The organism is Vibrio sp. H11 (assembly GCF_004804295.1).
Lineage (GTDB): Bacteria > Pseudomonadota > Gammaproteobacteria > Enterobacterales > Vibrionaceae > Vibrio > Vibrio ostreae.
Genome location: NZ_SSHN01000005.1, coordinates 297,695 through 320,151, shown reverse-complemented (window position 1 = coordinate 320,151; position 22,457 = coordinate 297,695). Strand labels below are relative to the sequence as shown.

Genomic DNA, 22,457 nt, shown 5'->3' with positions numbered 1-22,457 from the left:
GACAAGGTTGCACGTGTTATGTAAAGATAATTGCATATTATTTGACCAATTAAGGAGTTAACCAACAGGTCGTCAATAATGTGACATGCGTCATGTTATTATGGCCAAAAAAAAGCCGGCAAATGCCGGCTTTATCACAAAACGAATTTAACGTTTAAACGGTTCTGTCCGCATGCCCATTACCAAACTGACACACATCAGCAACAGTACAAAGGTAAACGGCAACGCGGTAGAGATCGCACCTGCTTGCAGAGCCTGCACCGCTTGCGTGCCGCCAATCCACAGCAGAGCAATCGCAATCGCGCCTTCCATCAACGCCCAGAAGATACGTTGCAGTACCGGAGCATCCATCTTACCGCCCGCCGTAATGCTGTCGATAACCAGAGAGCCTGAGTCTGATGAGGTAATGAAGAACACCAGAACCAGCACAACAGCAATAATTGACAGCAGCGTACCAAACGGCAGTACATCAAACATCTGGAACATCGCCAGTGATACGTCGGTCAGACCGTTAGCACCCAACTCACCAATTTTGTCAGCCACTTGTTCAATCGCCAGGCCACCAAATACTGACATCCACACCAGGGTGACAGCAGTCGGAACCAGCAGCACTGCGACAATAAATTCACGGATAGTACGGCCACGGGAAACACGTGCGATAAACATACCGACGAATGGCGACCATGAGATCCACCATGCCCAGTAGAACACAGTCCAGCCCTGGAACCAGGCAACGTCTTCACGACCTACCGGATTACTCAGCGGAATAATGTTCTCAACGTAAGCCATAAACGTGGTCGGAATCGAGCCGAACGTCACCGCATAGCCAATCAGAGCAACCAGAATAAGCAGCAGGAATGCGACGACCATGTTGATGTTTGAAATGACTTTCACACCGCCATCAATGCCACGCATAACCGACACCGTTGCCAAGAGAGTCACACCAATAATCACCACAATCTGCAGACCGATACCCGCTTCAACCCCAAATACATGGTGGATGCCGCTTGCCGCTTGTTGAGCACCGAGTCCCAACGAGGTTGCCAGACCAAACAACGTCGCTAATACCGCGAGGATATCCACGATATGACCTGCCCAGCCCCAGGCGCGATCGCCCAGAATCGGGTAGAAAATAGAACGGATAGAAAGCGGAAGACCTTTGTTGTAACAGAAGAAAGCCAGTGACAGCGCAACAACGCCGTAAATAGCCCAAGGATGCAGCCCCCAGTGGAACATGGTCGCGCCCAGAGCCAGCGTCGCCGCCTCCGGAGAATTAGGAGCAACACCTAATGGAGTCTCGTACCAACCGGTGAAATACGCCACCGGCTCAGCCACACTCCAGAACATCAGACCGATACCCATACCCGCAGCAAACAACATAGACAGCCACGAAATCATTGAGTGATCGGCAACAGCGTCTTCTCCGCCCAGACGAATCTTACCGTATGGAGATACCACCAAAACCAGACAGAAAATCACAAAAATGTTACCAGACCATATAAATAGCCAGTCAAAGGAACCGATAATCTGCCACTTAATTCCGTCTAACGCTGTTTTTGCCGTGTCTGCGTCCACTAAAAGTGTCGCCAACAAAAACAGACCTATCAGACCCGCACTAATACCGAATACCGGATTGTGAACATCAAAACCCCATTTCTGGACGTTATCCTGCCCCACGGTATAGTCGGTACTGTCGATACTATATTTATCAATACCCTTCGTCATTTGTCCTCTCTTCTACAGATCCTTGTTGAACTCTATAACCATAACAACGACACAATTTGCTATTAAACACATCAAATATATTTCGTGGTCATAACTATTGTCCGATACAACACTTGACTTACAGTTTACACACCATTGATCTCAAATCTACCCAAAGATTGTTTTGTAACCAGTTTTTACTTAAATTCGTTAACGAGCGTAGACTTTTTGTTCAAAAAGAACAAGCATGTACTTCGTGTACAAAACATTTTATGTCGTTTTAGATACATAAAAAGCGTCTAAAATCCCTGTAAAAAAAGTATGATGTCAACACTTTTCATCGCGCTTCAACTAATGTATCGTCGCGCCTAAATTCTCCTATAAGTCGTGGATGAACATTTTGGAAAGACATGAAGAAGTACTGGTTGCCATTCGCCAGATCATCCGAGCCATTGACCTGCACTCTAAAAAGCTTAGCAAAAACGCTGGATTGACTGGTCCTCAGTTGATTTTAATGCGATCAATTCAGGAGTTGGGTGAAGTCACCATTCGTGAACTGTCCAAGCATACCAATATGAGTCAGGCAACAGCGACGACTATCCTTGATCGCCTCGAACGTAATGGTTATGTACAGCGCATTCGCAGTGTCTCTGACAAGCGTAAAGTCCATGCGCACCTGACCGACGAAGGCCTTAAGCTGCTTGCAGATGCACCTCAGCCACTGCAGCAAGACTTTGTTGAGCGATTCCAAAAACTGGAAGACTGGGAACAGAGCCTCCTGCTTTCTTCAGTTCAGCGTTTATCCTCAATGATGAATGCCGAAAACTACGATGTGGCACCCATGCTGGAAATCGGCAGTATTACTAAAGCTGAATAAATCGTTTGAATCCATACTACTTTCGCCTAATCAACGGATTGCAAACGTAATCCGTTGTTCTTATATCGAGATAATGCAAAAGGTTTGCCACATCCAGCCTTTGTTTGTTAACCCTTTGTTTGTTAACCATAGTACAGTTTATTCCAGCAACCCATGCTGAACAGCGTATTGGGCCAGTTCAGCGGTACTGTGAATATCTAATTTGTGCTTGATGTTCTGACGATGCGTCTCGACCGTTCGGTAGCTGATACTAAGCAGGGACGCGATTTTCTTACTGCTGTGGCCCTGTGCGACAAGCTTCAATACCGCCTCTTCTCTGCGACTGAGCGGATTCGGCTTTAGCGCCACAGGTTCCACATCCTGCGTAAATAACGTCTGGGTCGCGGATTCGCAAAAGTAAGTTGAGCCAAGATTCACGGTTCTAATCGCCTGAACCATTTTTTCAGCTGAAATTTCCTTAAGCATATAGCCCACTGCACCAGCCTGCATCACTTTCATGATGTATTCACGGTTATCGTGCATCGTCAGCATCAAAACTTTAGCATCGGGGACCGCTTCCTTAATCAGACGGGTCGCATCAATACCGTTCATAATCGGCATGCTGACGTCCATCAGAATCACATCCGGTCGATGCTGCTTCACCACTTCTAGTGCTTCAACCCCGTTTCCTGCCGTTGCAACGACCTCTATTTCCGGCTCCATTTCAAGACGGGCCATAAAACCTTCGAGGACGACCTGATGGTCATCCACAATCACGACTCTAATTGGCTTTTCCATACATTGATCCATCCAGTTGCAGCAGAACTGTAATTTCGGTACCGAATCCGGGCTCACTCATCAGTTCCAGATCACCGCCGAGAAACTCGACCCGCTCTTGCATGTTGCGTAACCCGATTCCACTTTTCGCCAACGCTCCCTTGAGATGAAAACCGACGCCATCGTCACGAATAATCAGTTGCAGCATGCTCCCCATTTGCTGCACGATCACACTGACATGCTTCGCCCGCGCGTGTTTTTCAATATTATTCAGCGATTCCTGCACCACTCGATATAAGGTGGTGGACACCTCAGATTTGAGTTTATAACCAGGCGGAGTATCAAACAGACTTTCGGCCTGAATGCCGGAATGCGACTGAAAATCATCAAGCAAGGTGACGATCGCAGCCTGGAGACCGATATCATCTAACGCACTAGGACGCAGATTGTGCGAGATTCTGCGTACCTCATTAATCGCGGTCATCAAGGATTGCTGCGCTTTCTCGGCATGCCGGGCCAGTACGTCATCTTTCAGCTTATAACTCAGCAGCTCCAGATGACATTTGCTCGAGACCAGCAGTTGGTTGATGCCATCATGCAGTTCCCGCGCGAGATGTTTTTTCTCATCTTCCTGAAACATGACGGTTTGATGCGCCAGTTCTTTGAGGTTTTTATCGGCCAGACGATGCTCGTGCAAATTAATAGCCAATGTCAGTACGATAATGACTGCGACCGTGACCACCAGAATGACAACCACTGAAAAGAAGGTGGTATCGATATTGTTATTTATCGTGGCCTGCATGGCAGCCACTTCCTGACTGACATCTTCGATATACAGCCCAGTGCCAACCATCCAGCCCCATTTGTCCAGCCACTCAACATAACTCAGCTTGGGAACAATCTCGCCACTGGATGGTTTCTGCCACAGATACTGATGAAATCCACCACCTGACTGCGCTTGAAACAGCAACGCCTCAATCAGGTAGTCACCTTCACTATCCTGAAGTTTCAGTAAATCGCGACCAATCAGCTCCGATTGAATGGGATGCACCAGATTGACGCCATGTTGGTCGTAAACAAAAAAGTATCCGTCTGCGCCGTAACGCAAACGGGTGAGGATCTGCTTTACCCTGTCCTGTGCATCTTGCTGTGACAACTGGGGATCGTTGTACACCAGACTAATAGAGTCCAATGCCAAATCGACACTGTCTTTAAGAGCCGTTTCACGCGCTTTAATCAGATTCGCGCGGAAACTCTCCACCTCCCTTTCACCAAGGCGTTTGGCCTGATGTATCGAGATCCAGCTGATACTTGCCGTCACCAACAGCAGAGGTAACAGTGTCAATAATATCAATTTGGCTTTAAGAGGCATCCGTTTCCCCAAATATAAAAGCGGCTCACTGCATATCAGCAAGCCGCCCTACTTTATCAATTTGTTTTCAACTTAAGAAATAAGGAAGTAACAACCTCGAATCCGATCACATTCCATAAAACCCAGGGAAAACCAGCAAAGAAGCCAAAACCACAATTTGAATCGCGATAAAGGGAACGACACCACGATAGATATCAACGGTTGTTACTGTTTTGGGCGCGACACCTTTGAGGTAGAACAGGCTGAAACCGAATGGTGGTGTCAGAAATGAAGTCTGCAGGTTCATCGCAATCAAAATGGCAAACCAGGTCATATCAATATCGAGCAGACTGGCAACCGGAGCAATGATAGGGACAATGATAAAACAGATCTCGACGAAATCGATGAAAAACCCCAGCACCAGAATTACCAGCATGGTCACAACAAGGAATCCCCATTTTTCGCCCGGAATCGCCAGCATCCACTCTTCTACCAATAAGTCACCGCCGGTGTAGGTAAACGCCATGGAGAAGGCCGTTGCACCAATCAAAATAGCAAACACCATGGCGGTCACTTTCACCGTTTCCTTCGATGCAGCATAGACCATCTTCCAGCTGAACTGACGGTAGGCTAACGCCAGCAGCAGTGCACCCGCTCCCCCTAAAGCAGCCGATTCAGTCGGAGTCGCCACACCGGCAAATATCGACCCGAGTACAACAATGATCAGAGCAAGAGGCGGAACAACGGCTTTCAATGCCTCTATGACTTCCTCTGAACGGCTTTTACTGCTGTCGCGTTCTATCGGCTGAGCGGCGAGCGGATTCAGCTTCGCGTAAATCAGGATATACAGAACATAAGCGCCCACCAGCACTAAACCAGGCCACAGGGCCGCCTGAAACAGGTCACCGACCGGTACACCGAGTACATCACCGAGCAGGATCAAGACAATGGATGGCGGGATAATTTGCCCCAATGTCCCGGAGGCACAGATAGTGCCGCACGCCAGGCCTTTATCGTAATTGTATTTCAGCATCACCGGCAGTGAGATCAGCCCCATTGCCACCACCGACGCACCTACCACACCAGTGGATGCAGCCAACAGAGCACCAACCAATACCGTCGAAATAGCGATACCACCACGAACACCGCCAAACAGGCGCCCCATCGACTCCAGCAGTTGCTCTGCAAGCTTGGTTTTTTGCAAAACCAATCCCATGAAGACAAACAGCGGCACCGCCATCAGAACCGTGTTTTCCATAATAGACTGGATACGATATGGCATGAACGCGAACATATCGATCCCTTCCGCCCACACACCAAAAATTAACGCAATGCCGCCAAAGGTAAACGCAACAGGGAATCCGATCAGCAACGCAAACAGCGCCACAAAAAACATCACAATACCAATCATAAGGTCATCCTTTACTTCGAGTCAGTGTTGCCAGCGGATAACAGACGAGGGTTGGCAAATTTATTCACGGAGTGAAGTATCAGCCCGAGGCCACTGATCGCCATAAACAGAAAGGACAGCGGGATGATGGCTTTGATGATCCATCGATACGGTAACCCGCCCGGATCACCTGAGGTTTCCCCCAGTTCAAAGCTTTCTTTGGCGAAATCAATACCGAAGTAAGCCACCAGCAGGCAAAACGGAAGTAAAAACAGTAAGGTGCCTGCAATATCGACCACGGCCTGAGCTTTATACGATAGCCGCTCATAAATAATATCGACCCGAACATGACCGCCCGCTTTCACGGTATAAGGAATACCCAGCAGAAAAACGGCAGAAAACAGATGCCATTCCAGCTCCTGAAAAGCGATCGACACATCATTAAACACATAACGCATCACAACGTCGTACACGACGTTGAGCACCAGCAGAATAAACAGAATACTGGAGACCCATCCCCAGAAATCGCTGATACGATTAAACAAGCGCTCGATATAGACCAGACTTCTCATTTCAAACTCCCTGAAACTCGAATATAAGCTCCGTGACATCAGTGAAACACGGAGCTTGGTTTGTTATTATCAGGTTAATGCTTCAGCCCAGACTCTACTGTTCGCTATTGAGGTAAGCACGCATTGAAATGTCAGTCCAGGCACGAACTTCCTTCATATACTTGGCTTGGGATTGCTGAATTTCTTTTGCTTCAGGATCGGCCGCCGCATGTTGAGCTAACAGACGGTCATTGGCCTCGCGCAGCGCTTTAATCACTTGTGGCGGGAAAGTTTTTACCTTCACATCCGGGTATTCAGTCGTGATGGACGCCCAGTTTTTACCACTTTCATGTACAGACTGGATATACATGTCATAGGCCGCTTCACGCATTGCAACACGCAGAATTTCCTGTAAATCAGCAGGCAGGCGTTCCCAACTGCGTTTATTAATCAGGAACTGCAGTTCTGTCGCCGGCTCATGCCAGCCGGTGTAGTAATAAGGTGCAATTTTGTGGAATCCCATACGCAGGTCAAGTGAAGGACCTACCCATTCCAGCGCATCGATAGTACGGCGCTCCAGCGAGGTGTATAGCTCTCCAGGGGCAATGTTAGTCGGTTTAGCACCCAGTTCTGCCAGCACTTCCCCGGCAAAACCAGGGATACGCATTTTAAGACCTTGCAAATCCTCTACTGAGTTGATCTCTTTCTGGAACCAGCCCCCCATCTGTACGTCAGTATTGCCGCCGGGGAAAGACAACATGTTATGCGGCGCGTACACTTTCTGCATCAGTTCCATACCGCCACCGTGGTAGAACCAGGCATACTGTTCAGGCGCGGTCATGCCAAACGGCATGGACGTGAAATAGAGGGTATTCGGTACTTTGCCTTTCCAGTAATAAGAAGCCGAGTGCCCCATGTCGTACTGACCGGATTTGACCATATCAAACACGCCTAATGGCGCTTTATGTTTGTTGGCGGAATCAATCCGGATCTGCAGACGACCATTTGACATTTTTTCTGCCATGGCAGCCATATTTTTCGTGGTATCGCCAAAAACCGGGAAGTTTGGCCCCCAGGTTTCGGCAAGTTTCAGACGATACACTTTTTCAGCCGCGCTTACATTGGCAGTCAACAGAGTAAAACAGGCAGTGACGGCAACCACTCCGGCGACGACACGTTTTACAGATTTTGAAATCAGACTCATTTTCACGTCCCTTTGTTTTTATTAAGGCTCTGGTGAGCCTTATCTCCTCCTCTACTTTGGGATAACTTACGTGATGATGAAATGAGCGTGATTACGCAGTAATTAACAGGCTTGTAGAGGGCTCAAACGAAAGGGATAAGTAGAACCACGTAAGTGATTAATGATAAGTTTTGTCTATCTGCTTAATTTTACAGGTCAGTCACAAATCAAAATGCGGATAACGACGGTCAGAACTACGTAGTTGTTTGTCTGGAGGTGACTCAGGCAAAAAGTGGCCAATTTGTGACAAACGGCAGGAATGAAAACGAAAAAAGCTCCGACACACGGAGCTTTTTTGCAAACAACAGTGATCCGAAACAGATGACGTTAAATCGTTTTGTAGATAACTTTGTTGCCTGAAAGTTGCTCTTTAACGACCAGGTTTTCGTCCAGTAGTTTTTTCAGAGCGCCGGTTGCCCAGGAAGCTGCTTTGGTATCTTCCTGACCTGCTGCCAGACCAATCGACTTAGGATTGATGCCTTCAGCATTGGCGGCAACGATATCCAGCACCTGTTGCTGTTTTGGAGTTAATGCTACGTCTACTTTTTTCGCTGCTGCTACTTGTTGAGCCACTGGCTTAACCGTGGCTTTCTTTTCAACAACAGGTTTTGCAGTTGCAGGCTTTGCTGTTTTCGGCGCTGAAGCAAGGTTTGCTGCAATCGCTTTAATGCGTTTTTGCAGTTTAGCCTGCACGTTACGCTTATGAGCAAGTCTCATCGAGTATGTCTCCATTTCACTGCACAAAGCGCAGTGGTGAAAATTTGAAGCGCGTTTTATATCAAAATTCGTCAGCCTTTTGTAGGGTGTTGGTCAAGTTAGGCTACAAAAACACGATATTCGGCCATAATTGGCTACAATTTAGACATACGCCTGACTGATCCCTTGTTGCACTACTGAGTATAAATACAGAGAAATAACAGACAATTGCCGTGAACCTTATGCAAACCGTTCATTTATCCAACCACCATTTTGATCTGCGCTCTCCCTATCTGCGCATGATTGGTTTTATTGCCATCGTCGCGACCTTGTTTCTGGTCATTCTGGCTCCGGGGTGGCAACAAGCCCTTTTGTCTCTCATCGCTATGAGCATATTGTGTGGTAGCGGCTACTGGCTGATCCGTAAAAGCTGGATCGGTTATACGCTGACACCCACCCATTTTCAGCAGCACCTGTTTCATGGCGGCTGGGTAGTAAAGTGGAATAACATCAGCCAGATAGGCATTTGCAGCTACGAACAGGAAGGATGGCATCAACCTCTGCCCTGGATTGGCATACGACTCAAAAGCTACGAGCCGTATCTGGACGCTATTTGCCCGCGTATTGCCACCGAGATCCTGCTCCGGCAGCGGGCACTGCTTTATCTGGGTGCCAGGCAACACAACCAGCATCATCAGTTTGAAGACATGGTGCTCGACAGTCGCCCGTTTTGCGAACATGGCGGCAAGATCTATCGTGGTCTGATGGCGATGCTGGCCAATCGCATGTGCTATCAGCGCCGCTTTTACGGCTATGATGTGTTTATTGCCAGCAGTGATTTGGATCGCAGTGCGGAGGCGTTTGTCGGTCTGACCCGGCGCTATCTTGCCGCGGCCGAGCCAGAACCTTTACCTGATCACAGTGCAGAAAATTAGCAGATTCCTAATGCTACATTAACGGAGTCTGAGTACTAAGCTGTCCGTTCAATGTGATCAGTACAACGGCATTTCATCCGCAACAAATGGGTTGCTGGCGCGCTCGTGACCAAAGGTGGAAATCGGGCCATGACCGGGGACAAAAGTCACATCATTACCCATCGGCCACAATTTAGTTTTGATGGAATTGATCAGGGTATTGAAGTCACCTTGCGGAAAGTCTGTACGTCCGATACTGCCGTTAAACAGTACATCACCAACGAAAGCCAGACGAGCTTCATTGCTGAACAAGACAACATGGCCCGGGGTATGGCCCGGGGTATGAACGACATCAAGAACCTGCTTACCGAAGGTGATGGTATCCCCTTCCTGCAGCCACTGAGACGGCGTAAACGCTTTGGTCAGAGGAAAACCAAACATCTTGCTCTGACCTTCCAGCCCTTGCAGCCAGAAATCATCGTCCTGATGCGGACCAACAATGGCCACCCCACCCAGCATGTCAGCCAGTGGTTCAGTACCGCCAACATGATCTAGGTGGCCATGAGTCAACACCAGTTGCTCGACCTTGACACCAAGTTCATCAATCAACGCTTTGAGTTGCTGAACATCCCCCCCCGGATCGACAACAATCCCCTGCATGGTTTCATCACACCATACAATGGAGCAGTTTTGCGCAAAAGGCGTCACAGGAACGATCTGGTATTTTAAAGACATGGGCAACCTTGTTCGAAACAATAAAATAAGTTGCCCGAACTATGACATTACCGCCTCATTTTGACAAGTTGCGCCCCGGATTGTGGATAATTTCCGAGCCTCGTTTACGAGCCTTGCCAGCGACGCACCGGGCCAGTATCTATGTGGACAAACTGGCTCTTGGGATAGTACCCGACACCGCCCGCGTTGAGACTTAACGCTGCATCATGCACTTGTTTCAGTGACACACCATCAAGGCGAAAATCGATTGCCTGTCCCAGCATATGGAAGCTTTTTTTCGCCACACCGGAAGAGCGATTGCGCAACATGGCATTAGTTACCGGCGAACGATAACCAGAAATAATCTGAACTTCGCTTTCTACCCCCAGTAATTGCTGAATACGAGAAATCTGGTCGAACAGATTTTTATCCATCGGATGGGTTTCGTCCTGGCGGAAATCACGGCAAATGTGATTCAGGCGTTGTAACTCAGAACGCACATAGCGCTGACCATTAAAATAACAAGATTCTAATGATTCACCGGTATGCAGGTTATTCAGAGCCAACACACGAGGTTTATGGGGATAAGAAGCATGGGCTATGCCCGGAGCACAGGTTGCAAGCACCAAACCAGAACCGGCGAACTTTAAAAAATCGCGACGTGACAGACTCAAAACAACACCTTTAACTACGGAATTCGATCTTAATAATCCGGCAAACTACCGGACTCCTCAGACAAGATCAAATGCATAATTTGTGCTAGTTTGGTCACAGAACGTCATAAGATAAGTTTACTATTTGACCAATAAAGGGATTTTCCCTGTGTCATTTTTTCGCAAATTTAGATTTGGATCATCCCCTGTCATTTTTCAGGCGGTCAAAGCGGTAAATATCGTCCCGATAGTGGATGCTTCCGGCCTCGTACCACACTGTTTGGTAGATAATATGCACAGGTATGCGTTTTTTAAGCGGGATCGAATGATTACTTCCCCGTTGCTCCTGCATCAAATCTTTATCATTGATTCCCTGCATCTCCAGTAAAGTCACAGCCAGACGATCGGCATGCTCAACCCTGATACAACCGGAGCTGAACGCGCGGGACGGATTATTAAACAGGTGTTTGCTCGGTGTATCATGCAAGTAAATGGCGCGCTTGTTCGGCGTATTAAATTTATACAAACCCAGCGCGTTCTGATTGCCTGACTGCTGACGTAAACGATACGGAAAGGCTTTAGGTTTGACGCTAGTCCAGTCAATCTGAGTCGGGTCCATTTTCTGACTGGAGTTCCAGCTCTCAATAATATCAATATGATGCCGGCTGAGATAGGTGTGGTCACGTTTAGCCAGCGGCAAAATATCCTCGACCATAATTTTATAAGGCACATTCCAGGTCGGATTGAGAATCAGAGAGTCAAGCCGGGTATTCATCACGGGGGTCGGCCGGCTGACCTTACCTACCACCACTTTGGACTGAAACACCTCTTTACCCGAGTGCCAGTATTTAAGTTCGAAACCGGGGACATTGACCACAATACTGGTGTCAGTATCAGTTGGCCATAATCGCATCCGCTCCGCATTGATAGCCAGCAAAGCCAAACGATCCTCCAGCTTGAGATTCAGCCATTTCAGAGTGTTGCTCCCGATGAAACCATCCACTTTCAGTCCATGCATACGCTGAAACTGTTTGACCGGCTCGACCAGAGTATTGTCATACCACGTGACAGCGTCACTTACCTCGCTCACATCAATATTCACCAAAGCCAACCGCGTGATCAACGTGTTACGGTCCTCGAGACTATCACCGGGCTTCTTAAGTCCGGCCTGAACATAGACCGGCATAATCAATGGCGTTTGCTGATTCAGGTAACGGTAGGCACTGAGTAGCTGTCGATAAGCGGGATCGGACGGCGTGTATTGATCAATCAGCCTACTGATGTTTTGCGTACCGATGGCAATATGCAGATCCAGCAATGCCTGCTCGCTTGGCTGAGGCAGACTCAACAGTTTTTTCTGTTCAAAAAACCAGCTAACCCCCTGCTGTGGTGCCTGTTCGGCATAACTTAAGTAAAGCATCAGCGTATCGGTCGCCAGCAGCTCATATTCAAACCAGTTACCCTGGTTGCGATAATGAATGAGGGCTTGTAACTGACGTTCAAACAACGGGCTGATATTGGCAAGACGCACCAAATCAAGCTGGCGTTCAAAATGTTGAGTATCCCGCATATCCCCCCAGATCAATTGATCATTATTCTCATGGTAAATACGTTCTAATTGCGCGGGGAACTGTAACAGTGGTTCGACCGAAGAAGGCTCTTCAAGCCAGCCCAGTTTATTGAAATAGGGAGAAGCAGACAGCGGAGTGCTGATACAAATCAGTAACAAGAAAAGGATGCCTAAACGTTGCATGATATTATGCCCATGTCGCCCGCCAATACTTCAGTATGGCAAAAGATATGGGCATATGATAACTCTGACGTGTGTTAAAACTGCGTCGTTTTCATTACGTCCAGGGCATTTACCCTGTTACAGCCTTGACACACGATTCCTGCACTGGGAATTTTTTCTGCCTTGTGCTGCGGTTTACGCTATTGGCGACCAGTGATTATCCCACTGCACATTTGAGACATGCTGAACCGCGCGCTCAGGATAACGATGGTTAATCACTAAAGCCGAGCCGGAACTCACCTGGAATTCATCACCATAAGCCACCACGCCGGATGCATCAGGTAACGCAGCCAGCTCAACCAGCTCACCGGTTTGTTTGGACCAGATGCCGTAACAGCTTCCGCGTGGCGATGTCGCCAGAATCCATTGTTCGTTAGCCGCTATACTGGCAATGTAATGGTTAAAACGAGCCCACTGTTCAGGTTCTGCCAGCAACGGTTTTAACGCCCCTCCCTGGGTATGCATTGCCAGCAGTGACGGGTAATCCTCTGGTTTGCCGCGATATTGCTGGCCGCACAGTACTGTGTCACTGCCATCGTGCGCGAGGTGGCGAATACTGAGATGATGGTCAGGCAACGCCACCTGTTCAAGGATCGTCCCGTTCGGAGTCAGGTAAGTCAGGCTTGGCTGCATGCTGTCCAGATTGAGGGGCTCACGGCCGTTGGTATGCACACCGCCGACGCCAATCACCAGACGATCATCCGGCATCACAATCACTTCATGCGGACCAATTCCGAAACCGGAAAACTCGGCAACTTTCTGGTACTGGTGGGCAACATCGTACACACCAATAATGCCGCGACTGGTTCCGCGCTCTCCCTCAGTGACATATAACCACTCACCGCCATTGGAATACACCCCGTGACCATAGTAGTGACGCTGATCATCTGCCGGACGCAGCTGAATCATTTCACCGCTCTGATAATCAAACACCATCAGAAATGTCCCCGGGCGACGCGCGAACGCAGTGGCCTGGGTGAGTTTAGGATGTACGGCGACGCCATGCCCGCGCCCCGGCAGAGGCAGTTGCTTGATCGCTTGCCCATTCCGGTCGGCAATCACAGCACTGAACTTATCTCGTCCTTTGATTGCGCAGCCAATCAAGGCAGGCTTCGATGCAGGCTGGCTCGCACAGCCAAGTGGCATTACCGGAGCACACGCGCCGAATAATGCCGCTTTTAACAGCGAACGACGATTCTGATCAGTCACCATCACTTGAGTTAAATCCTATTACAACGCCCAGTTCAACGGCGACTTCGTCATGCAGCAGATATTTTAATTGTTCTAGCTTGTTATATTGCGACAAAACATCACGATAGCCCTCTTTGCTTTGCAGCATGTCAAATAGACTCGGATCTTGTGGCCAGGTCGAGACCAGGTTGGCATACTGGGTTTTGACCCGATCCGCCAGAGCATTGAGTTGGCGTGCTCGCAGTTCACCATCCAGGCTGCTCAGATACAGCGTCTGCATCGCTTCAATGTTCGCCTTCAGATTGAGCATCGAGGTTTTTGAACGCCAGGACTCAGAGAAATACGGACGTGGCTGACCGATATTGGCCAGCGGACGGCTCATTTTCGACATGCTGTACTCAAGCTGATTTGAGAGCAGAGCAATATACGCCGACAGCCAGGTCGGCTCATCCATTTTCGTCCATGGGTTTTGTTGCCAGGCCTGTTCAATGATAGCGGCTTTGGTCGCCAGGTTTGCACTGATCGCTGTGACAGCCGGGCACGCCTTTTCAGGCGCTGACATCAATGGTGACTGACTGTCATACAGTGCCCATTCCAACGCACCCAACCCCTGCACAGTCACACTTTGCCGGGCAATATCGGCGCTGCTCCAGCTCTGGTCCTGCTTCAGCAGTCTCTGCATCTTACGGCCTGTGGTGTTCTTTTTATCCGGCCAGAACTGAACATTCCAGCTCTGCTCCAGTGCTGCTACCGGGCCACGTTCCTGGCCTTGCAGTGCCATCCAGGCCAGCATAGTGCTATGCCACTGCTGCTTTAATGCGTCACCGGACAGATTAGAATTGTCACAAAAATCAGTAAAAGCGGACTGAAGCTGTTCAGCTTGGTGTTTAAAACGATAAGCTGCCTGATACTCGGCCAGGTAAACCGGCTGGCTGATATGATGGGTCTGCTGCGGTTGTCCCTGCCCAAAGCCAGTGCTCTGACAAGCAGAGACAAGGAGTGTCAAAGCAAACGGTGTTATAGATTTGAATGTCATTCTCACACCTATAAAGAGTTCAAAAATGCGATCAGCGCGGCGCGCTGCTTGTGATCAAACTGCAGTACCTGGTCACGTGCAGTGAGGGCTTCACCACCATGCCATAGTACGGCTTCCATTAAATTACGTGCGCGTCCGTCGTGCAGATAATAGGTATGACCGTTCACTTCCTGAGTGTAACCAATCCCCCACAGCGGCGGTGTGCGCCACTCGCTGGCACGGGCTTGTGCCTCCGGCCGGCCATCACTCAGGCCTTCTCCCATATCATGCAACAACAAATCGGTATACGGATGAATGATTTGTTCAGATAGTGCAGGCAATTCAGGACGCTTATCCGTCTTAACCTCTGTTTTATGACAACCTGCGCAGCCTGCACTTTGAAACAGTTGTTCTCCGGCTAAGACGTCAGGGTCGTCGACGTTACGTCGTACCGGCACCGCCAGATGTCGTGAATAAAACTCGACAAAATTCAATATATTGTCGCTCACTTCAGGTTCACCGCCATTCGGCAGACTGGCACACAATGCTTGATGTGGCGAACAGTTCTCAGTAGGAAACAGGCGGCTGGTCAGGCCTAAATCACCGTTAAATGCTGAGGCATTTTGCTGCATCAGTGAAGGTTGTCCGGCTTTCCAGCCAAAACGACCGATGACGGTTTTATCCTGCTCGATATCCCAGACCTTGTTCGCCCGTCCGGATATGCCATCGTTATCATGGTCGTTAACATCCTGCCAACTCAATAACGTACTGTCAGGAATACTCTCCAGCAACCCCAGACCAATCATAGGCGGTGCAATTCTGGCGGAAAACTGAGTGTCCGGATGCATCGGACCGTAAGCAAGGTGGGTGATGGCAAGATTCGGTTTTCGCAGCAGCACCGGTGTCCCGTCAGCAAACTGAATCGAGACTTCATCATAGGTAATACGAATTTGTCCTTCCGCCTTGTGGCCAGGCAATGCAAAATCCTGCAGTTGCGCACCATAGGTTGGTTCGGGTACCACGCCTTGTTGACGATAAACCGATTTTTGCTGTTCAGTCAACGCCGGAATGCTCAGACGAACCAGCATAGATACCGCTTGTTGATCACCCTGTTCAGGGGGATGCCCTCGCCCGTCTTTAATGTGGCAATTCTGACACCCGTTGGTATTAAACAGAGGTCCGAGACCGTCACGAGCTTCAGTAGAAGATGGCGCGGCCACCCAGGGGTTACGAAAAAAGCTATTTCCTACGCTGAAATCGAGTCGTTTCGATAACGGGAGATTTGAGGCTGGCATCGAATAGGCATTCTGCCCATCTTTACGGGTACTGGTTGCCCCGCCTGATGCAACATCAGTGGCCCATACCTGAGCTGAAATTATCCCCACAAGGAGCGCAGAGTAAACCCATTTCATTCCGTTATTCTCTTATTATTCAAAGCGAGAAACCCAACCGGCCGAAAAGTCACTGGCGTGAACTCCCGGGCGATTGGGTCGTGTTAATTCAGAGGTTCAATAACTATAACTACTGGCTCAGAACTCGTGATCAGCGGTGTCCGGATTCAGGTTATCAATACCAATCACGTTCGCGGCTCGCTCAATAGATGCGGTCTGTGCAACCAAAGACGCAATGGCTTTATTAACCAGAGCGTTACCTTGCGGATTATCGGCAGCAATCAGTTGATCAAAGTGTTGATTGTTTTTCTCTGCTGACGTCACCAGCTCACCAACCTGATCGCGTGCAGCGTCAAACTGCTGCATGATTTCTTTGGCGGCTTTGTCGTCTTTCTGGGCAACAAGATCAAAGATTGACGCACCTTTTAACGTTGAACCGTCAACGCGAGCGTAAGTACCGGTATAAACGTTGTAAATACCCTGCTCGTTATAGAAGTGAGAGTTATGAGTGTTATCAGAGAAACAGTCATGCTCATCTTCTGTAGAGTTCGCTTCCAGAGCGACCTTCATACGCTCGCCAGCCAACTCTCCCAGTGAAAGCGAACCCATACCAAACAACATTTTACGCAGGCCATTTTGTGCAGAATCAGCAAGCAGCTCCTGACGGTAGTTACCTTTCTCATCCGCAGACCACTGCTTTTCCATCCACTCCAGATCCTGTACCAGCAGTTGAGCGGATGCTTTCAGGTATTGCGCACGACGGTCACAGTTGCCATGAGTACATTCGCTGCCCTGGACATAATCCGTATATGGACGTTCGCCCGCACCTGGCTGCGTGCCATGAAGATCTTGCCCCCACAGCAGGAATTCAATCGCGTGATAGCCTGATGCCACATTCGCCTCTGAACCACCCAGTTCATTCAGGCTGGCAATCAGCTCAGGGGTAATTTCAGCCACATCCATCGTCGTCGCGCCAATCGTCAGACTTCTATTGGCAATAATGTTAGCGCTTGCGCCCGCGTTACCCAGTTCATACTGATAATCATCCGCTACGTAATCGATCAGCCCCTCATCCAGCGGCCAGGCATTCAGCTGGCCTTCCCAGTCGTCGACAACCGCGTTACCAAAACGGAAAACTTCAGATTGTTGGTATGGTACACGCGCTTGTAACCAGGCTTGTTTGACTTGTTGTAGCTGAGCTTGTGACGGTTGAGCCAGAAAAGCATCGATTGACTGATTGAGTTTTTTCGCAGTAACCAGAGCATCCGCGAACACGGCGTGGGCAACGTCTGCGTAATGTTCAACGACCTGGTCCTGACTCACAGCCGCGAAACTGGCCGCAGAAGAGAGGGCCAAAGAGGCTGCAATAGATTGGACTAAAAGTGACTTAACTTTCATTAAAGCATCCTTGTTTTGCTTTGATTAATACGTAGTGCTAATTATTATCATTTTCACTCTTAGCCGCGATAATACAAATTTACAATTCTTTTTCAAGTGGTAACAAAAAAAACCTCACCGAAGTGAGGTTTTTATCAATGAAATGTGAAGTCGGCTTATCAGCGCTTACAAAACTACCACTTGAGCTGATGCTTGCCGTGAGACACTTTGGCACGGAGGTAATTCTCATTACCTGATTTAATGTGGGCTGCAGTATGTACCACTTCCACGATGTCGATACCGTACTCTTTCAGTTCACGTACCTTTTTCGGATTGTTGGTCACCAGACGGATCTTTTCTACGTTTAAAGCCTGCAGCATTTGTGCAGCTTCACTGAAATCACGCAGATCATCCCCAAAACCGAGATGGTTATTAGCTTCATAAGTGTTCATACCTTCACTCTGCAGACGGTACGCATCGATTTTGTTATATAAACCGATACCGCGACCTTCCTGGCGCAGGTATAAAATAATCCCGCCATGCTCACCCATCTTATTAATGGTTTCCTCCAGCTGCTCGCCACAATCACAGCGCGACGAATGAAAAACATCGCCGGTCAGACACTCTGAATGCATACGCACTAAAGGAACTTCTTGATTTTTATCTGCTGATTTGAAAATAACAGCGACATGCTCTTTATCGGTCTTCAACCCTCTGAAAGAGAGGATTTCTGCATCAATATTGCTCTGCGCACCTACTTTAAAATCAACTCTGGCTCTAACTTCCGCCATATCTGCACTCACCTGAATCATTACTGGATGCATGCTTGTTATTGTATGCATTCTAAAACTCTCTCTGTGAACATACTATGGGGACTGATACCCCAATTTTCAACGAAAAGATCACAAAAACATCTAAATGTTATAATATAACAATTTAGAAAAACTGCAATAAAAAACCCAGCGCTTTTTGATAAGGGCTGGGTTTGAGAAAAGTACTTATAATTCAGTAAATTAATGGCTCTGTGTCTTTTTCCATACCGCCAGTTCAACCCAAAGCTGTTCCAGCTCTTTAAGTTCTTCCGGCGTCAGGAAAGACAAAGTAGGTTTTGATTGTGGCAGAGCATAAGACTGCAATGCACTAATCTGTGCATAAAAGTCCTGCTTTAATTGCTTAATCACTGAATAGTCCACTGCCTTTTCCCGCTGATTATTTGTCTCTATGTCAAAATAATATCATTTTATCGAAATCAATGTGACTGAAATTTAATTTTTGGAATAATTGTCACATTTTATATGTTGTTATTTTTATTTAGATTCTGCTTATCAATATGATCGCAATATAAATACTAATGATCATGCCAATAGATATATTCAATAAATACAACCATCAAATCTATATTATTAATAGATACACAATTAAACTCAAACTCACTTAACGCACTGTATTTAATCGGGTTTTATAGCCATCCTGATGATTGTTTGTGCACTAATTGAGATTTAGCGATCGTCACCGCCTCCGGATCAAAACCAATGATCCTTGGTTCAAAGCTAATCCAAATACCAAACCTTCCCATACGCCAAAATATGGTTTAACAATAATGAGTCTGGCAAGGCGTGTGTTTTTCGCAGTCGTGATTTGATTGAGCAGTGACTCGGCTGATATAGCTATTTATGACTTAATAGACTATCCGTTCCTGATATCCCATTTAGTGATAACCCATTAGTGCCGTAACAGACTATCTGTTCATAATAAACCGTCAGTGGCGTTATAAAAAAGCCGGGCTCAACGGCCCGGCTTTTTGTCAACTATAGTGTTTTTCAAGCATCGTACTTTTTAACAACGACAGTACTTTTTAACAACGACAGTCATTACTCGTCAGAGTCACTATCTGTTGAATCAGTTGCGTTGCTCTCTGGCTGCTCTGATTCATCCGATGAAACCGACTGCGCTTCAGCATCGATATCTTCCGGTAAATCCGCATCTTCAATTTCTTCAATGCGCTGCAGGCCAACGACTTTCTCGTCTTCAGCGGTACGAATCAGTGTCACACCTTGGGTGTTACGACCAACCTGACTCACTTCAGCGACACGGGTACGTACCAGAGTACCGGCGTTAGTGATCATCATAAATTCATCACCTTCGTCGACCTGTACCGCACCTACGACTTCGCCGTTACGATCAGAAACTTTGATAGAAACCACACCCTGGGTGCCACGACCTTTGGTCGGATATTCCGCCAACACCGTGCGTTTACCATAACCGTTTTCAGTTACCGTCAGAACGTCACCGTCAGTCTTAGGAACGATCAAAGATACCACTTTATCGCCCTCTGCCAGTTTCATACCTCGTACACCTGAAGCGGTACGCCCCATAGGACGAACACCTTTGAACTTAATCTCTGGCTGACCATTCTCATCAAGAACCGGATTTCCGTTCTCATCCACAACCACAGATTCTTCGGCTTCTTTAAAGCGAACGACTTTACCGAATTTCGAGAACAGCATGATTTCATTTTCGCCATCAGTGATATCGACACCAATCAACGAGTCGTCGTCACGCAGATTGACGGCAATCAGACCGTTCGCACGTACGTTAGCGAACTGATCAAGCGAAGTCTTCTTAACTGTACCGTCACCGGTTGCCATGAAGATAAACTTATCTTCCGTAAACTCGGTTACCGGCAGAATCGCAGTGATACGTTCGTTCTCTTCCAGAGGAAGCAGATTGACGATAGGCTTACCACGTGCAGTACGACTTGCCAGCGGCAATTGGTACACTTTCAGACGATAGGTCTTACCACGGGTCGAGAAGCACAGAATATTGTCGTGAGTATTCGCCACCAGCAGACGTTCGATGTAATCTTCGTCCTTCATGCGGGTCGCACTCTTACCTTTACCGCCACGACGCTGAGACTCATAGTCGCTCAGTAACTGGTACTTAACGTAACCTTCATGTGACAGCGTCACAACTACATCTTCGCGGGCAATCAGCTCTTCCAGATCGATATCGTGGCTGGCTGCCGTGATTTCAGTGCGGCGAGCATCACCGAATCCGTCACGAATCGCTTCCAGTTCTTCACGAATCACTTCCATCAGACGCTCAGTGCTCGCCAGGATGTGCATCAGTTCTGCAATTTGCTCCAGCAACTGTTTGTATTCGTCCAGGATCTTCTCGTGCTCAAGACCAGTCAGCTTGTGCAGACGAAGGTCAAGAATCGCTTGAGCCTGTTGTTCAGTCAGGAAGTACTGACCATCACGAATACCGTACTGAGGCTCCAGCCATTCAGGGCGAGCAGCATCAGTACCGGCGCGTTCCAGCATAGCCGCAACATTACCCAGATCCCAACCACGGGCAATCAGACCCGCTTTGGCTTCTGCCGGCGTTGGCGCTTTACGAATCAGATCAATGATGTCATCGATGTTCGCCAGAGCCAGTGCCAAACCCTCCAGGATATGGGCACGTTCGCGTGCTTTACGCAGCTCAAAAATAGTACGGCGCGTCACCACTTCACGGCGGTGATCCACGAAGCACTTCAGCATCTCTTTCAGGTTAAACAGTTTAGGCTGACCATTGTCCAGCGCGACCATGTTAATACCGAAAGTGGTCTGCAGTTGGGTGTTCGTGTACAGGTTGTTCAGAACAACTTCGCCGACAGCGTCACGCTTACACTCAATAACAATGCGCATACCGTCTTTATCCGACTCGTCACGCAGTGCACTAATACCTTCAACTTTCTTGTCTTTCACCAGTTCAGCGATCTTTTCAATCAGACGCGCTTTGTTTACCTGGTACGGGATCTCGCTGACAATAATGGTCTCACGGCCATTTTTGTCTGTTTCGATATCCGCTTTGGAACGCATGTAAATCTTACCGCGACCCGTTTTGTAAGCATCGATAATGCCTTTACGACCACTGATAAGAGCCGCTGTCGGGAAATCAGGACCTGGAATGTAGTCCATCAGTTCATCGATAGTGATCTCTTCGTTGTCGATATAAGCAAGACAGCCGTCAACAACTTCTGTCAGGTTATGCGGAGGAATGTTGGTCGCCATACCTACAGCGATACCGGAAGCACCGTTCACCAGCAGGTTTGGAATTTTAGTCGGAAGAACCGCAGGGATCTGTTCGGTACCGTCATAGTTCGGTACGTAATCAACCGTTTCTTTGTCCAGGTCAGCCAGCAGCTCATGGGCAATTTTAGACATGCGTACTTCGGTGTAACGCATTGCCGCGGCGGAGTCACCGTCGATAGAACCAAAGTTACCCTGACCATCGACCAGCATGTAACGCAGCGAGAAAGGCTGCGCCATGCGTACGATGGTATCGTATACAGCACTGTCGCCATGCGGGTGATATTTACCGATTACATCACCAACCACACGGGCAGATTTTTTATATGGTTTATTCCAGTCGTTACCCAGCACATTCATCGCGAACAGTACGCGACGGTGAACTGGTTTTAGGCCATCACGCACATCAGGAAGAGCACGACCCACGATAACTGACATCGCGTAGTCAAGGTATGAACCTCGTAGCTCATCTTCAATGTTTACGGGCGTGATCTCTTTAGCTAGATCGCTCATAGAGCCATTATCCCTCTATAGTTTGATCGGTATATCCAGACAAAACGAACCCTATGCCGGAATCAACATAAATGGTTTCGTCCACACACCTGGATATTATTGATACTTATAAGGTGAAAAAATATAACACAAGTTTCTAAGGTTCGGCATCACTTTCCCTCCCCTTTTATCAGGTTGTGACCTTTGTTGTGAATCAACTGCCGAGAATTTACACACTACTCCCATATCCAACTGAAAACAGATTATTTTTTGTTCG

At 48.1% G+C, this 22,457-nt stretch carries 19 protein-coding genes; 2 read left to right on the top strand and 17 right to left on the bottom strand.

From position 1 onward, the window contains the following. Positions 1-147: 147 nt before the first annotated feature. On the bottom strand, positions 148-1,725 hold the full coding sequence (locus E6C74_RS10580; protein WP_136484877.1) for a BCCT family transporter: 1,578 nt from the start codon (positions 1,723-1,725) through the stop codon (positions 148-150). A gap of 379 nt (positions 1,726-2,104) precedes the next feature. On the opposite strand from E6C74_RS10580, the gene E6C74_RS10575 reads away from it, so the two are divergent. After that, a complete protein-coding gene (locus tag E6C74_RS10575) occupies positions 2,105-2,581 on the top strand; it encodes a MarR family transcriptional regulator (RefSeq protein ID WP_136484875.1) in 477 nt (158 codons plus the stop codon). 138 nt (positions 2,582-2,719) lie between these two features. On the opposite strand, the gene E6C74_RS10570 is transcribed toward E6C74_RS10575, so the two are convergent. The 6 genes from E6C74_RS10570 to E6C74_RS10545 form a co-directional block, all read right to left on the bottom strand. Continuing rightward, positions 2,720-3,358: a response regulator transcription factor gene (locus E6C74_RS10570; protein ID WP_168797009.1), complete on the bottom strand. Its 639-nt coding sequence runs from the start codon at positions 3,356-3,358 to the stop codon at positions 2,720-2,722. Next, positions 3,342-4,709, bottom strand: a complete 1,368-nt coding sequence (locus E6C74_RS10565; RefSeq protein WP_136484870.1) for a cache domain-containing protein — start codon at positions 4,707-4,709, stop codon at positions 3,342-3,344. The genes E6C74_RS10570 and E6C74_RS10565 overlap by 17 nt, the downstream gene beginning before the upstream one ends. Before the next feature lie 106 nt (positions 4,710-4,815). Further along, entirely contained in the window at positions 4,816-6,099 is a 1,284-nt protein-coding gene (locus E6C74_RS10560) for a TRAP transporter large permease subunit (protein WP_136484868.1), read from the bottom strand. 11 nt (positions 6,100-6,110) lie between these two features. Continuing rightward, on the bottom strand, positions 6,111-6,650 hold the full coding sequence (locus E6C74_RS10555) for a TRAP transporter small permease subunit (RefSeq protein WP_136484866.1): 540 nt from the start codon (positions 6,648-6,650) through the stop codon (positions 6,111-6,113). 94 nt (positions 6,651-6,744) lie between these two features. Further along, positions 6,745-7,833 (bottom strand): TRAP transporter substrate-binding protein, encoded by a 1,089-nt coding sequence (locus E6C74_RS10550; RefSeq protein ID WP_136484864.1) that lies wholly within the window; start codon positions 7,831-7,833, stop codon positions 6,745-6,747. A gap of 366 nt (positions 7,834-8,199) precedes the next feature. Then, positions 8,200-8,589, bottom strand: coding sequence for a MarR family transcriptional regulator (locus tag E6C74_RS10545; RefSeq protein ID WP_136484862.1), 390 nt, complete (start codon positions 8,587-8,589; stop codon positions 8,200-8,202). Positions 8,590-8,810: 221 nt separating this feature from the next. Here E6C74_RS10545 and E6C74_RS10540 point away from each other — a divergent pair, with 221 nt between their 5' ends. Further along, a complete protein-coding gene (locus E6C74_RS10540) occupies positions 8,811-9,503 on the top strand; it encodes a DUF2982 domain-containing protein (RefSeq protein WP_136484860.1) in 693 nt (230 codons plus the stop codon). A 57-nt stretch (positions 9,504-9,560) separates the two neighbouring features. On the opposite strand, the gene E6C74_RS10535 is transcribed toward E6C74_RS10540, so the two are convergent. The 10 genes from E6C74_RS10535 to gyrA all read right to left on the bottom strand — a co-directional run bounded on the left by E6C74_RS10535 (position 9,561) and on the right by gyrA (position 22,201). Next, positions 9,561-10,217: an MBL fold metallo-hydrolase gene (locus E6C74_RS10535; protein ID WP_136484858.1), complete on the bottom strand. Its 657-nt coding sequence runs from the start codon at positions 10,215-10,217 to the stop codon at positions 9,561-9,563. 104 nt (positions 10,218-10,321) lie between these two features. After that, entirely contained in the window at positions 10,322-10,870 is a 549-nt protein-coding gene (locus E6C74_RS10530; protein ID WP_136484856.1) for a YcbK family protein, read from the bottom strand. 178 nt (positions 10,871-11,048) lie between these two features. Then, complete coding sequence (locus E6C74_RS10525) at positions 11,049-12,602, bottom strand: L,D-transpeptidase family protein (RefSeq protein WP_136484853.1); 1,554 nt, start codon at positions 12,600-12,602, stop codon at positions 11,049-11,051. Positions 12,603-12,776: 174 nt separating this feature from the next. After that, positions 12,777-13,853 carry a DUF1513 domain-containing protein gene (locus E6C74_RS10520; protein ID WP_136485000.1) on the bottom strand — a complete coding sequence of 359 codons (1,077 nt, stop codon included), beginning with the start codon at positions 13,851-13,853 and terminating at the stop codon, positions 12,777-12,779. After that, positions 13,843-14,868, bottom strand: coding sequence for an imelysin family protein (locus tag E6C74_RS10515; RefSeq protein ID WP_136484851.1), 1,026 nt, complete (start codon positions 14,866-14,868; stop codon positions 13,843-13,845). Before E6C74_RS10515 ends, E6C74_RS10520 begins: the two co-directional genes overlap by 11 nt. Positions 14,869-14,876: 8 nt before the next feature. Continuing rightward, entirely contained in the window at positions 14,877-16,259 is a 1,383-nt protein-coding gene (locus E6C74_RS10510; RefSeq protein WP_136484849.1) for a di-heme oxidoredictase family protein, read from the bottom strand. A gap of 117 nt (positions 16,260-16,376) precedes the next feature. Beyond that, positions 16,377-17,636: an imelysin family protein gene (locus E6C74_RS10505; protein ID WP_136484847.1), complete on the bottom strand. Its 1,260-nt coding sequence runs from the start codon at positions 17,634-17,636 to the stop codon at positions 16,377-16,379. A 173-nt stretch (positions 17,637-17,809) separates the two neighbouring features. Beyond that, the gene (gene ribA / locus E6C74_RS10500; protein ID WP_136484844.1) at positions 17,810-18,457 is read right to left on the bottom strand and encodes a GTP cyclohydrolase II; all 648 of its coding nucleotides are present in this window, start codon (positions 18,455-18,457) and stop codon (positions 17,810-17,812) included. A gap of 171 nt (positions 18,458-18,628) precedes the next feature. Continuing rightward, entirely contained in the window at positions 18,629-18,808 is a 180-nt protein-coding gene (locus E6C74_RS10495; protein WP_136484842.1) for a hypothetical protein, read from the bottom strand. A 678-nt stretch (positions 18,809-19,486) separates the two neighbouring features. Continuing rightward, the gene (gene gyrA / locus E6C74_RS10490; RefSeq protein ID WP_136484839.1) at positions 19,487-22,201 is read right to left on the bottom strand and encodes a DNA topoisomerase (ATP-hydrolyzing) subunit A; all 2,715 of its coding nucleotides are present in this window, start codon (positions 22,199-22,201) and stop codon (positions 19,487-19,489) included. Between the last annotated feature and the right edge of the window lie 256 nt (positions 22,202-22,457).